The sequence below is a fragment of the Oceanospirillum sanctuarii genome, from assembly GCF_002150805.1.
Classification (GTDB): domain Bacteria; phylum Pseudomonadota; class Gammaproteobacteria; order Pseudomonadales; family Halomonadaceae; genus Oceanospirillum; species Oceanospirillum sanctuarii.
This window is the reverse complement of the sequence record NZ_MTBA01000004.1, coordinates 44,216-63,175: the sequence shown is the minus strand read 5'-3', so window position 1 is coordinate 63,175 and position 18,960 is coordinate 44,216. Positions and strand designations below refer to the sequence as shown.

Genomic DNA, 18,960 nt, shown 5'->3' with positions numbered 1-18,960 from the left:
ATCCGGTTCCGAACAGGTAAATCCGTAATGGGAGAGGGCATAACCCTCAGCTAACAAACAGAATGCCAGTAGCCCCAAATACTTAAGTCCGGCTATGATATCGGATTTTTGAATAAAAGGTGTTTTCTATGAATGTTATGAGTTGTTACACGTCGATTTGTCAGCATTGGTGGTGCTAACTGTTTCCAATTCATTGTTCAGAATCTGAAGCAGCTGTTTGCCGGAGTGGGTGGCGCTTTGTATCAGAAAAGCGATGCCCTGCTTTTTTTCATTGGCCTTGTCTGCTTGTTCAAGCGGGAAAGGCATGACCTGCACGATATAGCCGATACGCTGCTCGATTCTCAACTTTTGGTAGAACCTTGGATAAAGTTCGCTGCAAAGATCTTCTGCTGATTGTGACTCGGGATAGTTGCCTAAATTCAAGCTTGCTATATCTCGCCAGAGAACAGCCGCGTGGTTTCTTGGAGTCGTGTGGTGAAAGCAAATCTCATGCTGATCCTGGGTAAGTTTGGTTTTTGCCAGCTTCTGCATAACGGCCCTGAAAGGCATCAGACTTGTAGTTTTCGGATAGGCCAGTTGCTGAGTGAGCATCTTCGAGGCATGACCCTCTGACCCGGCTGGCGCTAAAAGATTGGCTGCCAAATAGCGGGTTGGGAAAAACGCTGTGGATTGATAATCCAATCCTGCCTGATCGAGTTTAAGCTGCCCTAATCCCGGATGGCTGATCAGCGTAACCGCTGGCGGTTGATCCAAAGCGTTTAACAAAGCCTTAATCGCTTCGGTCTGTATCTCTTTTCTGCCGGTTTTGGTTTCCCATATAAAACTGCTAAACAGAGCTGCATAGTGATACTGAATGGCGGTTTCGGTTGCCCTCAGAAGGGCTGGTCTTTTGGGTTGTGAGGCAGTGTCTTCGGCAAGCTCTTCTATATTGTCCGCATCAGCAATCAGGGCATCGCACCCTTGTCGCATACTTTTCTGTAAAAGCTCCAGTTGCTCCTGAGCGTGAACCTGAATCTTCTTCAGCGTATCTGCGGATTCCGGAATACTGGTTTCAACCAGAAGAGCCGCTTGCTGTTGCCACTGCATAGCCAAAGATAGTGAGTGCTCGCCGGGGATTTGCAGAGCTTTTGCCAGTTGATCCGGTGTCCCGAATGTTAACAAAAGCTCATTGATAGAGGGGTTGCTGACCGGCCAGATCCACTGAATGACCGGCTGATCGGTTACGGAGAGAAAAGTCTGTTGGCCACAGAAGAGAGGTGGTGAAGCTGGTTTGTCCTGATCTGATAGAGCTTGATGATTAGGAGTGAGTGACTGCTTACTTTGTTCGCTATGTTCTCTGATTGCATGCTGACGAATCGCTTCTAACTGTTCGTAAAGGACTTTGCTTTGGGGCTCAAAGTCCGAACCTTCAGGATGTTCGATATAAAGACTGGCGGTCTGTTGCAGATACCCCTGCTGAAAGCAGAGATTAAGCTGTTTGAGTAGCTCGGGATCATCGTGCCCTAAACTTGCTCGGTTGCCCGCCAGAAAGCGGTAAAAGCTGTGCTCAGGATGAGCCTGAGTTTGCATCAGATTAAGCAGCTGCTGAGCAGGATGTTCGCAATAGGCCTGATATTCGCCGTCGATAATACTGATCTCAGAAATCACCTGTTCGGCTGAAAATATCGGCGTGTAGATCAGCTGACAGAGCCGGGTAAAGGCTTCTTCAAGCTGATCCGGCAGGCATTCGATCATATAACAGCTTTGTTCAAGTCGTGTTGAGGCGTTGATACGAATACCCTGTTGCGCCATCAATCCCTGAAGCTCGCCTGCGGCAAGTTCTGATATTGAGCCCGAATTGGCTTTTGATAAACCTTCCGGCAGGGTATGGCTTCCCAGAAGCAGCGCATGGCTACCCAGAAATAGAGCGTGTTCCAGAAGGTGCGCTAACCCCAGCCATTCCTCTGGCTCATGTCCGCTGCCAAATGGGATGGTAATGATGACGCGGCAATAGTTATCATCGGATGGGCTTAGATGAAGAAGGTTGGGATTATTGATGCTCATGGGAATGCTCAGCTGATGAGTCAGGATTTAGTTCAGTAGCTCGCTTCTGATCTGGTGATGCATCCTGCGCTAAAATTCCCTGTTGGCGATAAAAAGCCAATTCTTTGTTCAGCTGATCCAGTCGGTTTTCATACTGGCGGAAGCCGTGACCCTCTTCCGGATAAAGCACCAGCTCGCAATAACCGCCGACATTCTGGTAATCACTTTTAAACTGCAGACTCTGATCCGGTGGAACCACCTTATCCTGACCGCCCTGAAACATAAGGAGCGCCGGATGTTGGTTTTGCTGACAGAGGTTAAAGCGCGGTGAGCGCAGTTGATACAGCATCTGATGGCTGTCAGCAGCGGCTATCAGCCAGTCAGGGTAGTGGGACTCAAACTTGTGCGTGCTGGCTGCAAGGCGCTCCAGATCACTGATGCCGTACAGGCTCACCACAGCATCAAAATAACCCAGAGCAGCCGCGCGCATACAGGTGTAACCACCTGCGCTGTGCCCCCGTATCGCCACCTTGTTTGCTGAGATACCGCGTTTCTGTTGCAGGTAATGGCTGAATAAGCGGGCGTCTTCCAGATCGGCTTCGCCCCATTCGCCCTTAAGCAGGTCACGGTAGGCACGGCCATAACCTGTGCTACCTCTGTGATCCAGCTCCAGCACGTTAAAGCCCTGCTGACACCAGAACTGAACGATCAGCTGAAGTCCCGGAAAAGCGCAACTTGTCGGTCCGCCATGAGTGATGATCAGTAAGGGATTCTGCTCGTTTTCGGAACCTGATTTAGCATCCGATTCAGAGTGAAGTTTCTGACTTGGGTGGAAAATACCGTACACCGGATGCTCCGGCAGTTTCAGGCTGAGCCGTTCCGGTTGAGGTGAATTTGCAAGTTCTGCAAAGGCGGTGATTGGACTGAGTTCAACCACTTCCGGTTTCTGTTTTTTCAGATCGAATCGGGCCAGATGCAGGGTGCGGTTCGAGCCTGCGGTCAGGCAGATAAGATGATTCTGCGTTTCTGAAGCGATGCTCAGGTAAGAGAAAAAACTGTGTTTATCTGCTTGCATTTCTGACAGTGCAACTAGTGGTCTGGCATCTGGTGATTCACCCTGGCTCTTATCAGGAAGCGCCACTTCTAACAGCTGCCATAATCCTTGAGTGCATTGCGTCAGGATCAGTTTGAGTTGGTTGTCGGTTTGATGAAACTGAAAATGACGATTACCAAACTGCCAGGGGGCAGAACCACAGTCAGCTTGTGGGGTGTAAACCGCTTCAATACTGATGTCAGTGGAAAAGTCAGTATTAGTGTTGGCGTTAATGTTGGGAGCGTCTGAGCTAAGTCCGTTCTCTTTCAAACTAGACTCTTTAAAGCGATACCCTCTAAAACGATATTCTTTAAAACGATAAAGGCCCCAGAACCCATTCTGATCACTCAGAAAATAGAGCTGGCCGTTAGGGCAAAATCTGGGCTGTTGCAGGCTGCAATGTGAAGAGGCGTTCTCGCCATCCAGCAGGATTATATGCTCCGGTAGGTCATGGGTTTCGAGAACTTCCCCGAATGCGCCGCTCAGTGTTGCCAGCTGGCTGGCGCTCCAGGGCTGATGGGGATGATGCCATTGCACCCAAACTAGCTGTTCGCCATCAGGACTCAGAGTTGCGCTGCTATAGAAATCAGTGCCTTCTGCCAGCACTTTCCGTTGATGGCTTAGCAGATGAAATGCAACCAGTCGGTTGATAACCGAATCCTGCGTATGCTCTTCTTCGATAGCGATAACCCAGGGCAGACTCGGATGCAAAACAGGTTCACCGTAACGGAAGGATCTGCTCTGATCGGATAGTTCCTTTGTCCAATCACTTAAGCAGTTCAGCTGGGATGTTTCGACTGGCACAGAATTAGCCGGATCAAACGGCAGGTAATACAGTTGCTGATCCGCTTCTTCAACCCAGACCAGTAGCTTTGTCGCAGCTGTCTGTTCAGATGTTTCAGGCAGAAGGGCAGTGCAACTTCCTAAGGTATAGGGCATGCCGCCATATTCGTGAACACGGCTTCTCAGGCTGTGGTTTTCCGGTAAAACTGGCTGAGGTTGAGTGCTTACTGAATCGATGCTTTCTGAATCGGGGCTTTCTGAATCGGGGCTTTCTGAATCAAGGTTTTCTGCGTCTGTTTGAGGGAGTCGCAACCACCAGAGGCGGGTGGCAGAGCTTGTTTCGGGATCGTGCAGCAGCCAGAAGTCGCCATAGTCCATGCTCAGAGGGAAACTTACCTGAGCCTGAGAGGCGACCACCTGTTCCAGTGTCAGCGTGTTATAGGTTAACTGCTCCGGCGCTGCTGCCATTCACGATCCTCTTGTTGTCGTCTTTGACGCATCTTTAAATTTGCATAAACGCTTTTTAAACGGACTCTTCTTCGATCTGCTGAACAGAAATCAGCTGTGCCGAGTTTTTCCGGTTACGGTAGATCAGAGGCTCACTGGCCGGTTGGGCTTTGTCCGCATTAGCCTGAGCATCTGTGATCAGATGACGGTGTGGCGACTTGCTGCACACAGGATCGGCGTTATCTGCATCACCGGTCAGGGCAAAGGCCTGACAGCGACAGCCGCCGAAATCCTGCTCTTTTTCATCACAGGAGCGGCAAGGCTCTTTCATCCATTCGTAGCCGCGATAGTGGTTAAAGCCCTTTGAGCGATACCAGATCTCTTCGACCGGGGTATCTGCCACATTCGGGAACTCAATCGGCAGTTCCCGGGCACTATGGCAAGGCAGAGCAGTGCCATCCGGCGTGATGGTCAGGAAGAGATTGCCCCAGCCATTCATGCAGCCTTTGGGGCGCTCTTCGTAGTAATCCGGCACCACAAAAATCAGCTTGGTACGGTGGGTATCTTTGATCTGTTCCCGATAGCGATTGGTGGTCGCTTCTGCGGCTACCAGCTGCGCTTTGGATGGCAGCAGGTGATCCCGGTTTTTCAGGGCCCAGCCGTAATATTGCGAGGTGGCCAGTTCCACGTAATCGGATTCCAGCTCGATAGATAGCTCGATGATCTTGTCGATCTGGTCGATGTTTTCCCGGTGGATCACGCAGTTGAACACCATGGGATAGCCCAGAGCTTTTACTGTGCGGGCAACTTCCAGCTTCTCATCAAAGGAGCGTTGATTGCCGGACAGGTAGTTGTTCATCTCGGCGTTGCTGGCCTGAAAGCTGACCTGAATATGGTCCAGCCCAGCCTCTTTAAAGGCCTGCATCCGCTCATAGGTCAGACCCATGCCGGAGGTGATCAGGTTGGTGTAGTACCCCAGATCCCGGGCGGCTCTGATCAGTTCTTCCAGATCATCACGCAGCAGGGGTTCGCCACCGGAGAAGCCCAGCTGTGCCGCTCCCAGTCTTCGGGCTTGTTCAAAAACCGAGATCCACTGTTCAGTAGTCAGCTCCTGTTTGCGCTGCTCGAAATCCAGCGGGTTGGAGCAGTAAGGGCATTGCAGCGGGCAGCGATAGGTGAGTTCCGCCAGCAGCCAAAGTGGCTGACCGGTTTCCGGTGTTGGCGGAACGTCTGCATGTTGTTGCTCAGATGCTGAGTTGGGAACATCAGGCAAAATCGATCCAGTGCAATTCATGGTGCGCCTCGGTAAAAAAGTCGATCACGTCCTGAACCAGATCGTCACCAGCTTCAGGGAAGTCTGCTTTTAGCTGGTCGATAATCTGAGCGATAGTCCGGTTGCCATCCACATGGGTCAGAATGGCACCGGCAGATTCGTTTAACCGCACCATGCCCTCCGGGTAGAGGAGGACATGGCAGTGGGAGGCTGGCTCCCACTGGAAACGAAACAGCCGGTTAATGGCAGGGGTTTGCTGCATCAGGCTGTCCATCGGATTCTCCTGTAATTTGGTGATAGCCAGTTACACAATACGGCTGTGGTGAATTGCTTCGTCGGTTACTGTGTGGAACGGGCGACGGTTCAGTTCATGGGCCATAGAGAGAGAATCCAGCAGACACCAGAGTACATCTAGCTTGAACTGCAGGATGTTCAGAGCGCGTTCCTGCTGTTCGCGGGTAGTGAAGTGATCCAGCGTGATCTGGATGCCGTGAACCACATCGCGACGGGCTTCGGTCAGACGGTTGCGGAAATACTGCAGACCTTCCTGCTCGATCCACGGGTAGTTATCCGGCCAGGTGTCGAGGCGGGACTGGTGAATCTTAGGCGCGAACATCTCGGTCAGAGAGGAGCAGGCAGCTTCCTGCCAGGTCGCCTTGCGGGCGAAATTAACGTAAGCATCGACTGCAAAGCGAACACCCGGCAGTACGTGGCGATGATCCAGCAACTCTTCCCGTGGAATACCGACCGCTTCACCCAGACGCAACCAGGCTTCGATACCGCCTTCCGTACCTTCACGGCCATCGTGATCGATGATGCGCTGAATCCAGTGACGACGAACTTCCTGATCATGGCAGTTGGCCATAATCGCAGCGTCTTTTACCGGAATGCTGACCTGATAGTAAAAGCGGTTAGCCACCCAGGCGCGAATCTGCTCAGGGGTGCATTCACCCTGATGCATAGCGATATGGTACGGGTGATGAATATGGTAGAGATCACCTTTTGCACGCAGACGTTGCTCAAACTCTTCGCGGGTCCATGGCAGGGTCTCAGGGGCATGTTGCTGGCTCATAATGGCCTCCGTTCTTATTGTTGTTAGCTGTTTTATTGTTGGATGCGCTTGGTTTTTCGCGCTTCAGGGTTTGGTTGTTTTGTCGTGTTCTGTTTGGAAACCTGAGATCTGAACGTCAGCTGGCCAAACAAAACAGGGCTGTCGGTTAACCGACAGCCCTGAAAAGTGTCAAAGGCGAATATCCATACCGTCGTAAGCGACTTCGATGCCTGCTTCGTCCAGCTGGGCACGTTGTGGCGAGTCTTCCACCAGAATCGGGTTGGTGTTGTTGATATGAATCAGCACCCGTTTTTTGTCCGGGTAGCGGGACAGAAACTCGATCATGCCGCCTTCTCCGTTCGGGCCATCGCCCCATTGCGGCAGGTGGCCGATATCGCTGCCGCGCTTGTCCGCGCCCATCAGCTCGATCAGTTCATCGTCCTGCCAGAGGGTGCCATCGACCATCAGGCAATCGGCCTGATCGATCAGGGGGAGCAGGTGTTCTTCAATCTCACCCAGACCCGGCGCATAAAACACTTTGCCGCCGGTATTGGTATCTGTGATGAGTACACCTATGTTGTCCCCCGGATGCGGATCGTAGCGGTGCGGAGAATAAGGCGGCGCTTTACTGCTCAGGTGAACCACCTGCAGGCGTAGTCCCGGTACTTCCGGTAGGTAGAAGGGTTCAGCATAAAGCGGAATACCGCGACGTTGCAGGCCGCCATTCCAGGCTTCAAGCATCGGGAAAATCGGGAAGCCGTGGCTCAGGTCCTGAAACACCATATCGGTGCAGTAAACGGTGTGCGGGCAACCTTCGCGCAGCATCAGAAGGCCTGTGCTGTGATCGATCTGACTGTCGATCAGCATAACGGCTGAGATGCCGGTATCACGGATTTTACGATTCGGCTGAAGCGGTCCGAAGGATTCCAGTTGAGCGCGGATATCTGGTGACGCGTTAAACAGCAGCCAGTTTTCACCATCAGCACTGACAGTAATTGATGACTGGGTACGGGCGCTGGCTTTGATCGTGCCTTGACGCACGCCGGTACAGTTGGGACAGTTGCAGTTCCACTGAGGGAAGCCTCCGCCTGCTGCGGAACCTAAAACCCGAATATGCATAGTGCTTCCCCTTATTTCTGGCGCTAAGTGTTGGGCGCTAAGAGCCTAGACTCTGTTGCCTGATCCGGGTTGGTAAAGCGATGATGAGGGTCTGCTTTGCCTGAAACGGGCCGGATCATTAAATCTGTTGGGTTGCGCTCAAAGACTCAGATCCTTCTGGGTGCGGGTTCAGTTTTGTCTGAACACTGTTTAGCCTGATAACGATGAAAAGCTAAACGGGAGATGAGCGTTATGTGGTTGATCGCTGTAGAAGCGTCCGGAAGGGAAAACCCAAAGCCGGGTTTTCCCCGGCAACCGGAAAGCTCCGGCAGCCTTAAGGCTTCTGAGTCTGCAATCTGCTTGTCTCTAACATAAAAGGCAGCATCACCGCAGACTCTTCAGCCAAAGCGCTTAGCGGTTGCTGAAGTACATAGTTACTTCGAAACCGATGCGCAGGTCCTGATAGCTAGGTTTTTTCCACATGATGCTTTACCTCTGTTTGGGTGGTTGGTTAGCCATCCTGAGATGGAGAACATTAACCCGGTTATTGTTGTGGTCTTAACAGAGCCTGAACAGCGTGTTCAGACACCAACAATGTTAGGCAGGGCAAGGTAGCGGGCAATATAGTACTTCGGGACTATATCGAACCCCTTATGGTCGTAGTAAAAAGGTTTATTAAAAAATGGGTGTTTTATTAAACCCTTGTTCAGTGAATCTGAGCCTTAGGACTCATGGTGAGCAGATGTGATAAATACTATAAAAACAGCTCTGTATGGCCATTCCGAAACCTTTGTAGAGGTGCGTCGGAATCCAGAAATCGGAGCCAATATGACAGGAATCACCGAAGCATTAAGAACAACAGCAGAGGGAGATGTAAAGCCAATATCTTCCCCTGTTTCATCTGCTGTGCCCGCTCCGCTTTCATCACCTTCTTTGCTGACTTCAGCTGTTACTGCGGTTTCACATCAGGAAGATATCTGTGCCAGTGCAGAAGAGCTGGCAAAAACCTTTGCTGATCCTGCTCTTAAATGGGTGCTGTTTTTCTGCTCTGCCCAGTTGGATGTTGAAGCTCTGGCTACCGAGTTAGAGCGCCTGATGCCGGACAAGTCGATTATCGGTTGTACCAGTGCCGGTGAGTTAAGTCCTGTGGGTTATTGTCAGGGCAGTGTGTCTGCCGTTGCGTTCCCTGAAACCACTTTTCATATCGAAACCGCTCTGATCGAGCATCTTAACCAGTTTGATTTCACCGAAGCACAGCAGCAGGTCAGCCACATGCTGGAGCGTTGCCAGCATCGCCAGAAGGCTCCTGTTAAAGGCCATACCTTTCTGCTGACTCTGCTGGATGGTATGTCGGAACATGAAGAGGTGGTGCTGAATACTTTAAGTGCCGTGCTAGGCAGTATTCCTATGCTGGGCGGTTCTGCTGGGGATGATCTGGACTTTTCCCATACTCAGGTAGTGTTTCAGGGTAAAAGCTATCAGAACGCCGCCGTACTTATGCTGGTCAATACCGCCTGTCCCTTTATGGTGTTTTCCCAGAAACATGTGGAAGACACGGACGAGTTGTTTGTCGCCACTAAGGTCGACAGTGAGCACCGCAGAGTTTATGAGTTGAACGCACAACCGGCGGCAGACGTTTATGCCCGCTCGTTGGGTGTTACACCGGACCAGCTCAATCCATCACTTTTTGCCCAGCACACGTTAAGTGTGCGCATTGCCGGAGAGAGTTTTGTCCGTGCGGTTCAAAGTGCTAATGATGACGGCAGTCTGAGTTTTTACTGTGCGGTTGAGCGCGGCATTGTTCTTCGCCGTAACCGACATCTGAATATTCCTGAGGCACTGGATCTGTTGCTGGAACGGATCGATGATGAGCTGGGTGAACAGCAGCTGATATTGGGTTTTGACTGCATCTTCCGTCAGTTGGAGCTGACCTCCCGTCAGGAGCTGGACCAGGTTTCTGATCGCTTATCTCGTCGCAATATAGTTGGCTTTAACACCTACGGTGAGCATGTGAATGGTATTCATCTGAATGCTACCTTCACTGGTGTTGCTATTGGTCGCTGTACTGGTCCCGATACTGTGGAGGCCGCGGGATGAGCGAGCCAACTCTGACCTCAGAAGAGTATCAGGAACTGCTGGCGCTGCGTCAGCAGGTAAAAGTACTGGAAAGCAGCAAGCAATCTCTTTCGGATGAAAACTACCGTCTGCAGCAGATGAATCTGGCGCTGATCGACCGGGTCGAAGCCGCTCCAGATGTGGGCGGCCGCGCTTATGCTGCGTTTGAAAACTCAGCCTTGCTGGCCGAGCAGGTACGTGAGCGAACCGCAGCCCTGAATGCGGCTCTGGCGGATCTGAGAGACAGTAATCAGGCGTTGAAGCAGGCGCATATCGATATCGAAACCCTGCACAACCGCCTTATGGATGCCATCGAAGGCATGACCGACGCTTTTGTACTCTTTGATGGTCAGCGCCGCATGGTGCTCTGTAACAGCCGCTATCGTCAGATTTGGCAGCGTTACGGTTTCCCAATTGAAGCGGGCACAACGCTTTCAGAAATCAACCGCCACGGGGCCGAGATCCTGCTGGATGATGCCACCACGCAGGAAGAGCTTCAGCTGTATCAGCAAGCCTATGGTCAGGTGATCCGCCTGAGAGATGGCCGCTGGATGCAGGTCAATCAGCGGGAAACAGCCACCGGCGATCTCTCCATTCTCTATACCGATATTACCGAGCTGAAAGCGATCGAAACCGAGCGTCGGGAAGCAGCGCTGGCGGAGAAATCCCGCATTCTGCAAAGTACACTGGAAAACCTCTCTCAGGGTGTGGTTCTGGTCAGTGATCAGGGCATTCCTGAGGTCTGGAATACCCGCCTGACCGAGCTGACCGGCATCAAAGAGCAGGAGCTTGGTCATTGCCGGAATTTTACTGAACTCCTGAATAGCCGCTTACGTGATCCAGCGGTAAAGGGGAAGGTTAACACGCCTGCTACCGGTCAGAACTGGCCTCTGCCTTTGGGGGATACCGCCCATTACGAGATCGGTCTGAAAGATGGTTCAGTATTGGAAATCCGCCAGCAGCCAAGGGCTGAAGGTGGTCGGGTAATCACCTTTACCGATATTACTGAACGCAGTCTTTTTGCCCGTGCGCTCCAGCAGAGTGAGCAGAAGATGCGTCTGATTACCGATGCGCTGCCCGCCATGATCTGTTACGTCAACGCCCGTCAGGAATATGAGTTCACCAACAAGGCTTATCAGGAATGGCATGGCCTGAATCGGGATGAGCTTCAGGGGCGGCATCTGAGTCAGGTCTATTCCGAGCGTCAGCTGCACAGACTGGAGCACTATGTTGATAAGGTGATCAAAGGTGACAGTGTCAGCTTTGAGGTGGATGAAGCCAATCAGGATGGTGAGATTCGCTACCTGCACAAAACCTATGTCCCTCACCTGGCGGCCAGTGGCGAGACGCTGGGCTTCTTTGTACTGACGCAGGATATTACTGAACGCCGCAGAACTGCTCAGGCGTTAAGAGACGCTAACGTGCTGCTGGAGCAGCGGGTAGAAGAGAGAACCTCAGAGCTTCTTGATGCGAAAAAACAGGCGGAAGAAGCTAACCTCTCGAAAACCAAATTCCTCGCGGCGATCAGCCATGATCTGCTGCAACCCATGAATGCAGCCCGTTTGTTCAACAGTGCCCTTGCAGAATATCCCCTGGACGGCGCTGCAAGAAAATTGGTGACCTCTACAGCCTCTTCATTAAGTGATGTGGAAGGGTTGATTGGTGCCTTAGTGGACATCTCCAAGCTGGATGCGGGTGTAGTTGAAGCCCAGATGAATAACTTCACGCTGGATGCGCTGCTACAGAGTCTCTGTCATGAATATGAAGAGCAGACTGCTCTTAAGCAGCAACGATTCCGTTCCCGTGTGGGTGGCTGCCTGGTGTATTCCGATTCCCAGTTGCTGGGGCGTATCCTGCGAAATTTCCTTACTAATGCCAGTCGTTATACCGAAGCAGGCGGTCAGATTCTTTTGGCAACGCGCAAGAAGGGCAGCTGTATCAGTATCGAGGTTTGGGATTCCGGCGAGGGCATTGAACCGGAGAAGATGAGTGAGATCTTCCGTGAGTTCAGCCGACTGAAGCGCAGTACTTCCGCCAGTGATAAAGGTCTGGGTCTCGGGCTTGCGATTGTCGATAAGATCGCCCGGGTATTGGATCATAAGATTCGGGTGCGCTCAGTTCCGGGTAAGGGGTCGGTGTTTTCGGTTGAAGTTCCGTTGGCAGATCCAAACCAGTTGGAGCTGACAGAGCGCGTGCAGCCTGCTCCTCAGATTAACCCGCTGGAAAGCCGGCCTGTGCTGGTGCTGGATAATGATCCGGCAATCTGTCTGGGCATGGAACAGCTGTTGGATGGCTGGGGTATGGATGTGATGACCGCCCTTGGTCGTGATGATGCGCTTCAGCTGATCGAAGACGGCTTCAGGCCGGATCTTTTGCTGGTGGATTACCATCTGGACAATGACGAGATAGGCGTCGATGTCGCTCAGGAGCTGAATGCTCTGATGACCGATCCTGTCCCTGTGATTGTGATTACGGCGAACTACTCCAAAGCCCTCAACTCAGAGATTCAGGCAATCAATTATCAGTTACTCAATAAACCGGTTAAGCCGATGAAGCTGCGTCTTCTGATGGGGCAGCTGATGAGCTGAGTCAGTAGCTTTGAGTTTCAGGCCCTTGAATCTGTGCTTAGGGTATTCCCTAGTCGATTTTTTTAACGCTAGCCCTTAAAGTCATCTTTAAAATAATTAGTATAAACAGTGACTTTAAGGGCTTCTTAGTGGCAGTTACAGGCAGACCCGACAGTACTTTCCCTCCTTTCTATGAGCTTTATTCAGGCTCTTTTCCCTTTTTTTACCGAATTTTATCTTTAGCCCGTATCCGTTTCAGATTCTGTTTAGTCATATTTTCTCTAGTGCTTCTTCTGGTTATTTTTGCAGGCTTTGCCCATGGCGCCTCTCAGGATCAGGACGCTGTCATTCCACCACCCGAACGTCCCGGTGTGACACCAATCAGTCTTCAGCTGCCCTGGGTGCACCAGTTTGAGTTTGCCGGTTTCTACGCGGCAATTGAGCAGGGTTATTACCTGGAGGAGGGGCTTGAGGTCAGCCTGCGCGAGGCAAGCGCGGGAGTCTCTGTTGTCGATGAAGTTGTTTCAGGGCGAGCTGAGTATGGTTTGGGTAACGCTGACCTTCTGGCCAGCTGGGGGCGTGGAGCACCTATTGTTCTTATGGCCAACCTGTTTAAGCATTCTCCACTTGTCGTGCTGGCCCGGCAGGACAGCGGCATCCGTCAGCCTCGGGATCTGATCGGCAAAAGACTGATGACCCAGCCCATGGATCTGAACAGTGCTGAGATCAGCTATATGCTGCATCAGGCGCAGGTCCGCCCTGATCAGATGCAGCAGGTTGCTCACAGCTACCGTATCAAGGAGCTGGTCGACGGTGAGGTCGATGCCATGACCGCTTATATCACTAACCAGACCTACGAACTTCAGGCGGCTGGCGTGGATACCGTGATCATAGATCCGGCGAACTATGGCGCGGATTTTTACAGTAATAATCTCTTTACCAGCCAGAAAGAAGTTCAGTTACACCCTGAGCGGGTTGCCGCATTTCGCCGGGCCAGCCTTAAGGGCTGGCGCTACGCGCTGGAGCATCCGGCGGAGATAGTTGACCTGATTTATCGTGATTACAGCCAGCGCAAGAGCATGGCTGCTCTGTACTATGAAGCCCGAGAGGTTACCAAGCTGATCTCTGAGGAAGTTTATCCTCTGGGTAGCGTTGATCTGCAGCGACTGCATCGCCTGCAGGAGGTATATCTGCTCAGTGGTGCTCTGACGATTGCCAGTAATGACCTGCAAAGTTTTGTCTGGCAGGGGCGGGATGAACTTCAGCCGGAGATTGCACTCACCGAAAAAGAGCAGCTCTTTATCCAGAAACATTCCCGCCTGCGTTTATGCAGTTCGCCAGACTGGTTGCCTTACGAAGGTGTTCAGGATAACGCCTCCATCGGTATCGGGCCTGACCTGATGCGGGAAGCACTGGCAGGAGTAGGAATTGAAGTGGTCGATGTGGTTTCCGAAACCTGGAATGAAGCCCTGCAGGCGATTAAAGACCGGCGTTGCGATCTCTTGTCTGCGGTTGTTCCTAGCTCAGATCGTCAGCCTTTAATCAGTTTTACCGAGAGTTATGTCGATGTCAGCAACGCGATTGTTACCCGGGACAGTCAGGCTTATATCTCAGATATTCGTGAGCTGAAAGGTAAGAGCCTTGCGGTGTTGACCGGAGGAATTCATGAAGCGCTGTTGCTGCGTCACTTTCCTGATATCCGGCTGAAAAACTATGCCACGATGGACAAAGCTCTTTTGGGGCTTTCTAAGGGCGAGGTCGATGGTTTTGTCGATACGATCGCTACCTCAGGCTACGGCATTCGTCAGTCCGGTCTGCAGAATCTGCATATTGCGGGTCTTTTCCCTTATAAAACGCCGCTTTCTGTTGGTGTTCGGTCAGACTGGCCTGAGCTGCGAACTCTGGTTCAGAAAGCTTATGACAGCGTTCCTGAAGGGCGGATGAATGAAATTATCCGTCATTGGGTGCAGGTTACTGCTGAGCCAGAAGTCAGCAATGCCGTGCTTTGGCGTGCAGCCGGTATCGTGATTCTGCTAATGACCGTTTTTCTGGTGTTCTACAGTCGATTGCGTCGGGCTAACCAGGCTTTGGCACAGGAAATTGTTCAGCGTCGTAAGGCGGAAGAAGCCACATTAAGATTGAATGATGAACTGATCAGTAAGAATCAGCAGTTGGAAACACTGTCCCGAACCGATGCCCTGACTGGCCTGAAGAACCGATACCATATCGAAAACACTCTGGAGGAAGCGGTGGTTCACTGCTTATCCCGTCAGAAAGGCCTCAGTGTGATGCTGCTGGATATGGATCACTTTAAGCAGGTTAATGATCGTTTTGGCCACAACACCGGCGACCGTGTTTTGAAGGCTTTTGCCGATATTATGAAGGGTTTTAGCAGTGATCGGCTGATTATCGGGCGCTGGGGTGGCGAAGAGTTTTTGCTCATCCTGCCGGATACCGATTTAGGGGCCGCCGGACAGGTGGCTCAGGAAATTCGACGAAAAGTTGAAACGACTTTTTTCCCGGATGTTGGCCATCTTACGGTCAGTATTGGTCTTGCGGCACTACAGCCTGAAGAGAGCGCCTACCAGATTACCAGCCGGGCAGATCGTATGTTGTATCAGGCTAAATCCTCGGGCAGAAACTGCGTTATGACGGATATACGCGGCGCGCGTCGTTCTGAGCTGCCCTAGTGGTGCGTTTTCACTATGAAGCATCTGCTGCCTGTCACGAAGATGTCAGCAAGGCTTCAAAGGATTGTCATTCTCTTGCGGCATGATCGGCTGAAATAACCTCAGCCGGAGTGCCGCCCATGAGTCCTTTTCTTCGCTCAACCATGATCGTTAACTGGGATCACCCGGAAGTGCTTGCCCTTGCCAGCTACCTGGCAAAGCAGAGTGAAGATCCCCTTATCCTGATTACCCGTACTTTTAACTGGGTTCGTGATCAGATCGAGCATAGCTGGGAATATCAGAAAGAGGCGGTGCCTCTGAAAGCCTCAGAAGTCCTGATTAATAAACATGGCTGCTGTTTTGCCAAAAGTCATCTTCTGGCTGCGCTACTGCGGGCTAACGGCATTTCAACGGGGTTTGCTTATCAGCAGGTGGATAATGAGTGGGGCACCAGTCCGCATCGGCTTCACGGTTTTAATACTGTCTATCTGCCGCACTCGGGTTGGTATGATCTGGATGCGAGAGGCAGCCGTCAGGGCGTTAAAACCACCTTTAATCCGCCTGAGATTAGCCTGACCCATCCCGATGGAATGCGGGTGAAAGGGATCTGGCCAAATCCCTTAACTTGTGTGGTAGATGCTCTGGTAAACGCTTCCCATGTTCGTGAGCTGTATCTGACTTTGCCCTCTTCTTGCCAGATTAGGGAAGAAGATATGGCTTTTGAAAGCCAGAGCCGAAAGCCTAAAGGCTTTTCTAGGCCTGCGGCTTAGCGGTTTCCGTTGGGAAGTTAGTGATTACTCCAGTCGCAGTCACGTGCATGCCTGAGGTATCACCATCCAGTTGTGCGCTTTTCAGGCGGGTGTTGGTATGGGGGGTGACCGTTGACTCTGCTGCTTTCGCATCTGCCGTCTCTTCGGTGATCTGATACAAAATCACCTGATTCCGCCCACTGGCTTTTGCCTGATAGAGGGCTTTATCTGCCTGTGACAGTAACTTATCTACTTCATCTGTTGCGCTTTTCACTACTTCAACGCCCAAACTGACCGTTATCGCGGGGATCGTTCCGCTGTCCGTTGAGTTTTTAGCGATCAATAAGCGGATCTTGTCGCTGAGGTTGACCGCCTGTTCCGCATCATAATCCGGAAGAATCAGAGCAAACTCTTCGCCACCTAAGCGACCGATAAAGGCGTCATCCGGCAGCATGCCGCGAATCCATTTGGTTGCCAGTTTCAGGGTGTCATCACCCACGGCATGACCATACTGATCGTTGACCTTTTTAAAGTGGTCAACATCCAGCATCACAAGTGCCAAAGCACTCTTGTTGCGATGTGCGCTGCTCAGAGCCTGTTGCGCCAGTTCCATAAAGTAGCCCCGGTTTACACAGCCGGTCAGAGAGTCCCGGGTGGCCATGTTGTGCAGCTTGGTCATGGTTTCTCCAAGGCTGTTCACGGCTTTACGGATGGTATGCAATTCCTGATAGCGGGCTTCTGTCAGTGGTGCGTGGCCTGAGCGTTGTTCCAGTGCGGTCAGCGCACTACTAGCCTCAATGATCGGGGTGATCAGGTGTTTGTAGAGGTTGTAGCCAATAAAGAAGATTACCAGCAACAGCAGGGAAACACCGGCGCTTGCTGCCACCAGAATCAGATTGTTGGTGGAGGTAATCTGATTCATGTTGGCGGTTTGCAGGGTCGTGGCGTCACTAATAATTTTGTTTTGCAGCTCAAAGAGTTCCTGTTTGTACTCGCCCCAACGGATTTGCAGGGTTCGTTCCAACTGAATCAGGTTTTCCCGTTCGATACTGCTAAGACGATCAGCCTGGCTGCTAAGCAGGGTTTGACGGGTGCGGCGTACTTCCCGAAGCAGCTCAAAAGCGGATTGAACAGTTTTCTTGGTTTCCGGGCTGAAGTTAAATGAAGGCTGGAAAGCCAGTACCTGAGCTGCCAGAGCATTTTTTCGGATCAGGGTAATACTGCCACCGTAAACCACCAGATCGCCCATGCGCTCCAGTCGCTCAAGATTAAGAGCAGCCCGCTGATGATCGTGAATTGCAGGCAGGAGTTCATCCTGACTGGTTTTAATGAGCTTTAGACTGTAATTGTGCATCACCGCCACGATGCCCAGTGTGCAGGCGATAAAGAGCACCAGCATCGCAATCAACTTAAGCAGCAGCTTGCGAATATGAGGACGTTGGTGATGGTTTTCCTGATTCGGCATATCAATACACGTTAAAAGGGAAATATTTATCGATCAGCGCACGAAGTTCACCGGAGTCCACCAGTTGGCGGATCGCCTTATTCGCACGTTTCTGTAAGTCTGGTCGGGCTTTGGTCAGCCCCATGTGCACATCACCCTCGAGACTTGGGTGGTTAATTGGCAGACCAATAAAGTCCAGATGACTGTTTTCCGGTTGTTGCAGATAGTTCAGGGCAAACAGTGTGGGTAGCAGGATGTAGTCAGCTTTTCCCTCTGCCATCGCCTGCAAGGCTTCTTTCTGAGTGTTTACAGACACCAACTGAGCTTTTGAGTTCTCTTGCAGATAACGCCACTGGGTTGAACTCTTGGTGGCCATAATCCTGCTACTTGGATCCTGCAGTAGCTGTTCAGGGTCTTTAAAACTGTTTTCACTCTTGCCCATCAGGCTGGTGGTTGAGCGGTAGTATTTATCGGTGAAGTTGATTTTGTTCAGCCGCTCAGGAGTTTTCAGCAGATTGCTGGCGGCCAGCTGAATCTCGTTGTTTTCCAGTGCGGGAATAATTTTCGGAAAAACCATGGTGACGAATTCACATCTGACCTGCATTTTGTCGCAGATCGCACGGGCCACGTCGGCGTTATAGCCACTGATTTCGCCATTTTTGTCGATGAAATTAAAGGGTTTAAATGAAGTGGAAATACCAACCCGGATCACTTCCTGTGCAGCAGAAAAACTGCTGACTGCCATTAAGGTAAGGGTGATCAGGAGCAATAAGATCGTTCTGAAGCGAACCCTAAACTGTGTTGTGGTGTTCATCGATGAACCCTAGTAGATATTGAACGGAAAATATTTGTTGTTCAGACGGTTAAAGCTGCCATCGGTGAGCAGGCTACGGATTGCCTGATCAATATCGGTTTTTAAGCGGTGACGTTCCGGGGTGATAGCCACGGCCACATCACCTGCCAGTTTGGGGTTATCGATGGGGCCGCCAATCAGATCAAACAAGCCACTGGCATCGTTGTAGAGAAAACCCAGTTGAATAATGGCTGGCAACAGAACCAGATCCGCATCGCCGTTTTTCAGGGCGGCATAGACTTCGTCAACATCGGTGTAGATCAGCGTTTCCATTGAGGTGCTGAAGTTCTGTTTCAGGTAATACTCCTGAACTGAGTCTTTGACCACAGCCACCTTCGTTGGCCGGTATTTGGGTTGTTTGTCCGGATTACCCACATAGCTGGATACGGATCGCATATAGCGTTCGGAAAAGGTGAGGTATTGCTTGCGGGCTTCTGTCACCAAAATGCTGGAAAAGGCCATATCCAGCTGGCCGAGGCGCACACCATCCAGATTGTTGCCGAAGGGTTGAAGCACAAATTCGCAATCGTGGTCGATACGCTCGCAGATCTGCTGAGCCAGCTCTGCTTCAAAGCCACTGAGCTGGTTATCTGCATCCCTGTAACCCATCATGGGGGACTCAAGAATGCCGATCAGGAGGGTATCGGATTTAGCTGGCGTTGATGTGAACAACAAAAGGGTGGCCAGCAAGCCGAAAAGTGGTTTCAGAATATTTGGCTTTGCCATTTGATTCCCCCTGATGTCTCAAATCCCTGAGCAAAAAAAACGGCTGCATCTGTGATACAGCCGTCCCTGC

At 51.5% G+C, this 18,960-nt stretch carries 14 protein-coding genes; 4 read left to right on the top strand and 10 right to left on the bottom strand.

All coding sequences use genetic code 11. The features are described from left to right. Positions 1–135: 135 nt before the first annotated feature. The 7 genes from BV405_RS07260 to pqqA all read right to left on the bottom strand — a co-directional run bounded on the left by BV405_RS07260 (position 136) and on the right by pqqA (position 8,250). On the bottom strand, positions 136–2,043 hold the full coding sequence (locus BV405_RS07260) for an insulinase family protein (RefSeq protein ID WP_086480217.1): 1,908 nt from the start codon (positions 2,041–2,043) through the stop codon (positions 136–138). After that, positions 2,030–4,366 carry an alpha/beta hydrolase family protein gene (locus BV405_RS07255; RefSeq protein WP_086480216.1) on the bottom strand — a complete coding sequence of 779 codons (2,337 nt, stop codon included), beginning with the start codon at positions 4,364–4,366 and terminating at the stop codon, positions 2,030–2,032. Before BV405_RS07255 ends, BV405_RS07260 begins: the two co-directional genes overlap by 14 nt. Before the next feature lie 55 nt (positions 4,367–4,421). Further along, the gene (gene pqqE, locus BV405_RS07250; RefSeq protein ID WP_281251647.1) at positions 4,422–5,618 is read right to left on the bottom strand and encodes a pyrroloquinoline quinone biosynthesis protein PqqE; all 1,197 of its coding nucleotides are present in this window, start codon (positions 5,616–5,618) and stop codon (positions 4,422–4,424) included. Continuing rightward, a complete protein-coding gene (pqqD, locus tag BV405_RS07245; protein WP_086480214.1) occupies positions 5,611–5,892 on the bottom strand; it encodes a pyrroloquinoline quinone biosynthesis peptide chaperone PqqD in 282 nt (93 codons plus the stop codon). Before pqqD ends, pqqE begins: the two co-directional genes overlap by 8 nt. 30 nt (positions 5,893–5,922) lie before the next feature. After that, positions 5,923–6,690, bottom strand: coding sequence for a pyrroloquinoline-quinone synthase PqqC (pqqC, locus tag BV405_RS07240; protein WP_086480213.1), 768 nt, complete (start codon positions 6,688–6,690; stop codon positions 5,923–5,925). Between the two features lie 168 nt (positions 6,691–6,858). After that, positions 6,859–7,788: a pyrroloquinoline quinone biosynthesis protein PqqB gene (pqqB, locus tag BV405_RS07235; RefSeq protein ID WP_086480212.1), complete on the bottom strand. Its 930-nt coding sequence runs from the start codon at positions 7,786–7,788 to the stop codon at positions 6,859–6,861. Positions 7,789–8,178: 390 nt separating this feature from the next. After that, positions 8,179–8,250 carry a pyrroloquinoline quinone precursor peptide PqqA gene (pqqA, locus tag BV405_RS07230; protein ID WP_086481114.1) on the bottom strand — a complete coding sequence of 24 codons (72 nt, stop codon included), beginning with the start codon at positions 8,248–8,250 and terminating at the stop codon, positions 8,179–8,181. Between the two features lie 345 nt (positions 8,251–8,595). Here pqqA and nosP point away from each other — a divergent pair, with 345 nt between their 5' ends. From nosP to BV405_RS07210, 4 genes are all read left to right on the top strand, one after another. Then, on the top strand, positions 8,596–9,864 hold the full coding sequence (gene nosP / locus BV405_RS07225) for a nitric oxide-sensing protein NosP (protein ID WP_086480211.1): 1,269 nt from the start codon (positions 8,596–8,598) through the stop codon (positions 9,862–9,864). Then, positions 9,861–12,470 (top strand): hybrid sensor histidine kinase/response regulator, encoded by a 2,610-nt coding sequence (locus BV405_RS07220; protein ID WP_086480210.1) that lies wholly within the window; start codon positions 9,861–9,863, stop codon positions 12,468–12,470. The genes nosP and BV405_RS07220 overlap by 4 nt, the downstream gene beginning before the upstream one ends. A 263-nt stretch (positions 12,471–12,733) precedes the next feature. Continuing rightward, positions 12,734–15,139, top strand: coding sequence for an ABC transporter substrate-binding protein (locus BV405_RS07215; RefSeq protein ID WP_140054510.1), 2,406 nt, complete (start codon positions 12,734–12,736; stop codon positions 15,137–15,139). A 119-nt stretch (positions 15,140–15,258) separates the two neighbouring features. Then, positions 15,259–15,888 (top strand): transglutaminase-like domain-containing protein, encoded by a 630-nt coding sequence (locus BV405_RS07210; protein ID WP_086480208.1) that lies wholly within the window; start codon positions 15,259–15,261, stop codon positions 15,886–15,888. On the opposite strand, the gene BV405_RS07205 is transcribed toward BV405_RS07210, so the two are convergent. The 3 genes from BV405_RS07205 to BV405_RS07195 are packed head-to-tail and all read right to left on the bottom strand — an operon-like array spanning position 15,872 to position 18,890. Beyond that, positions 15,872–17,332 carry a GGDEF domain-containing protein gene (locus BV405_RS07205; protein ID WP_086480207.1) on the bottom strand — a complete coding sequence of 487 codons (1,461 nt, stop codon included), beginning with the start codon at positions 17,330–17,332 and terminating at the stop codon, positions 15,872–15,874. The genes BV405_RS07210 and BV405_RS07205 overlap by 17 nt on opposite strands. Position 17,333: 1 nt before the next feature. Then, positions 17,334–18,125, bottom strand: coding sequence for a substrate-binding periplasmic protein (locus tag BV405_RS07200; protein ID WP_086480206.1), 792 nt, complete (start codon positions 18,123–18,125; stop codon positions 17,334–17,336). 9 nt (positions 18,126–18,134) lie between these two features. Beyond that, positions 18,135–18,890, bottom strand: coding sequence for a substrate-binding periplasmic protein (locus BV405_RS07195; protein ID WP_086480205.1), 756 nt, complete (start codon positions 18,888–18,890; stop codon positions 18,135–18,137). Positions 18,891–18,960 lie beyond the last annotated feature (70 nt).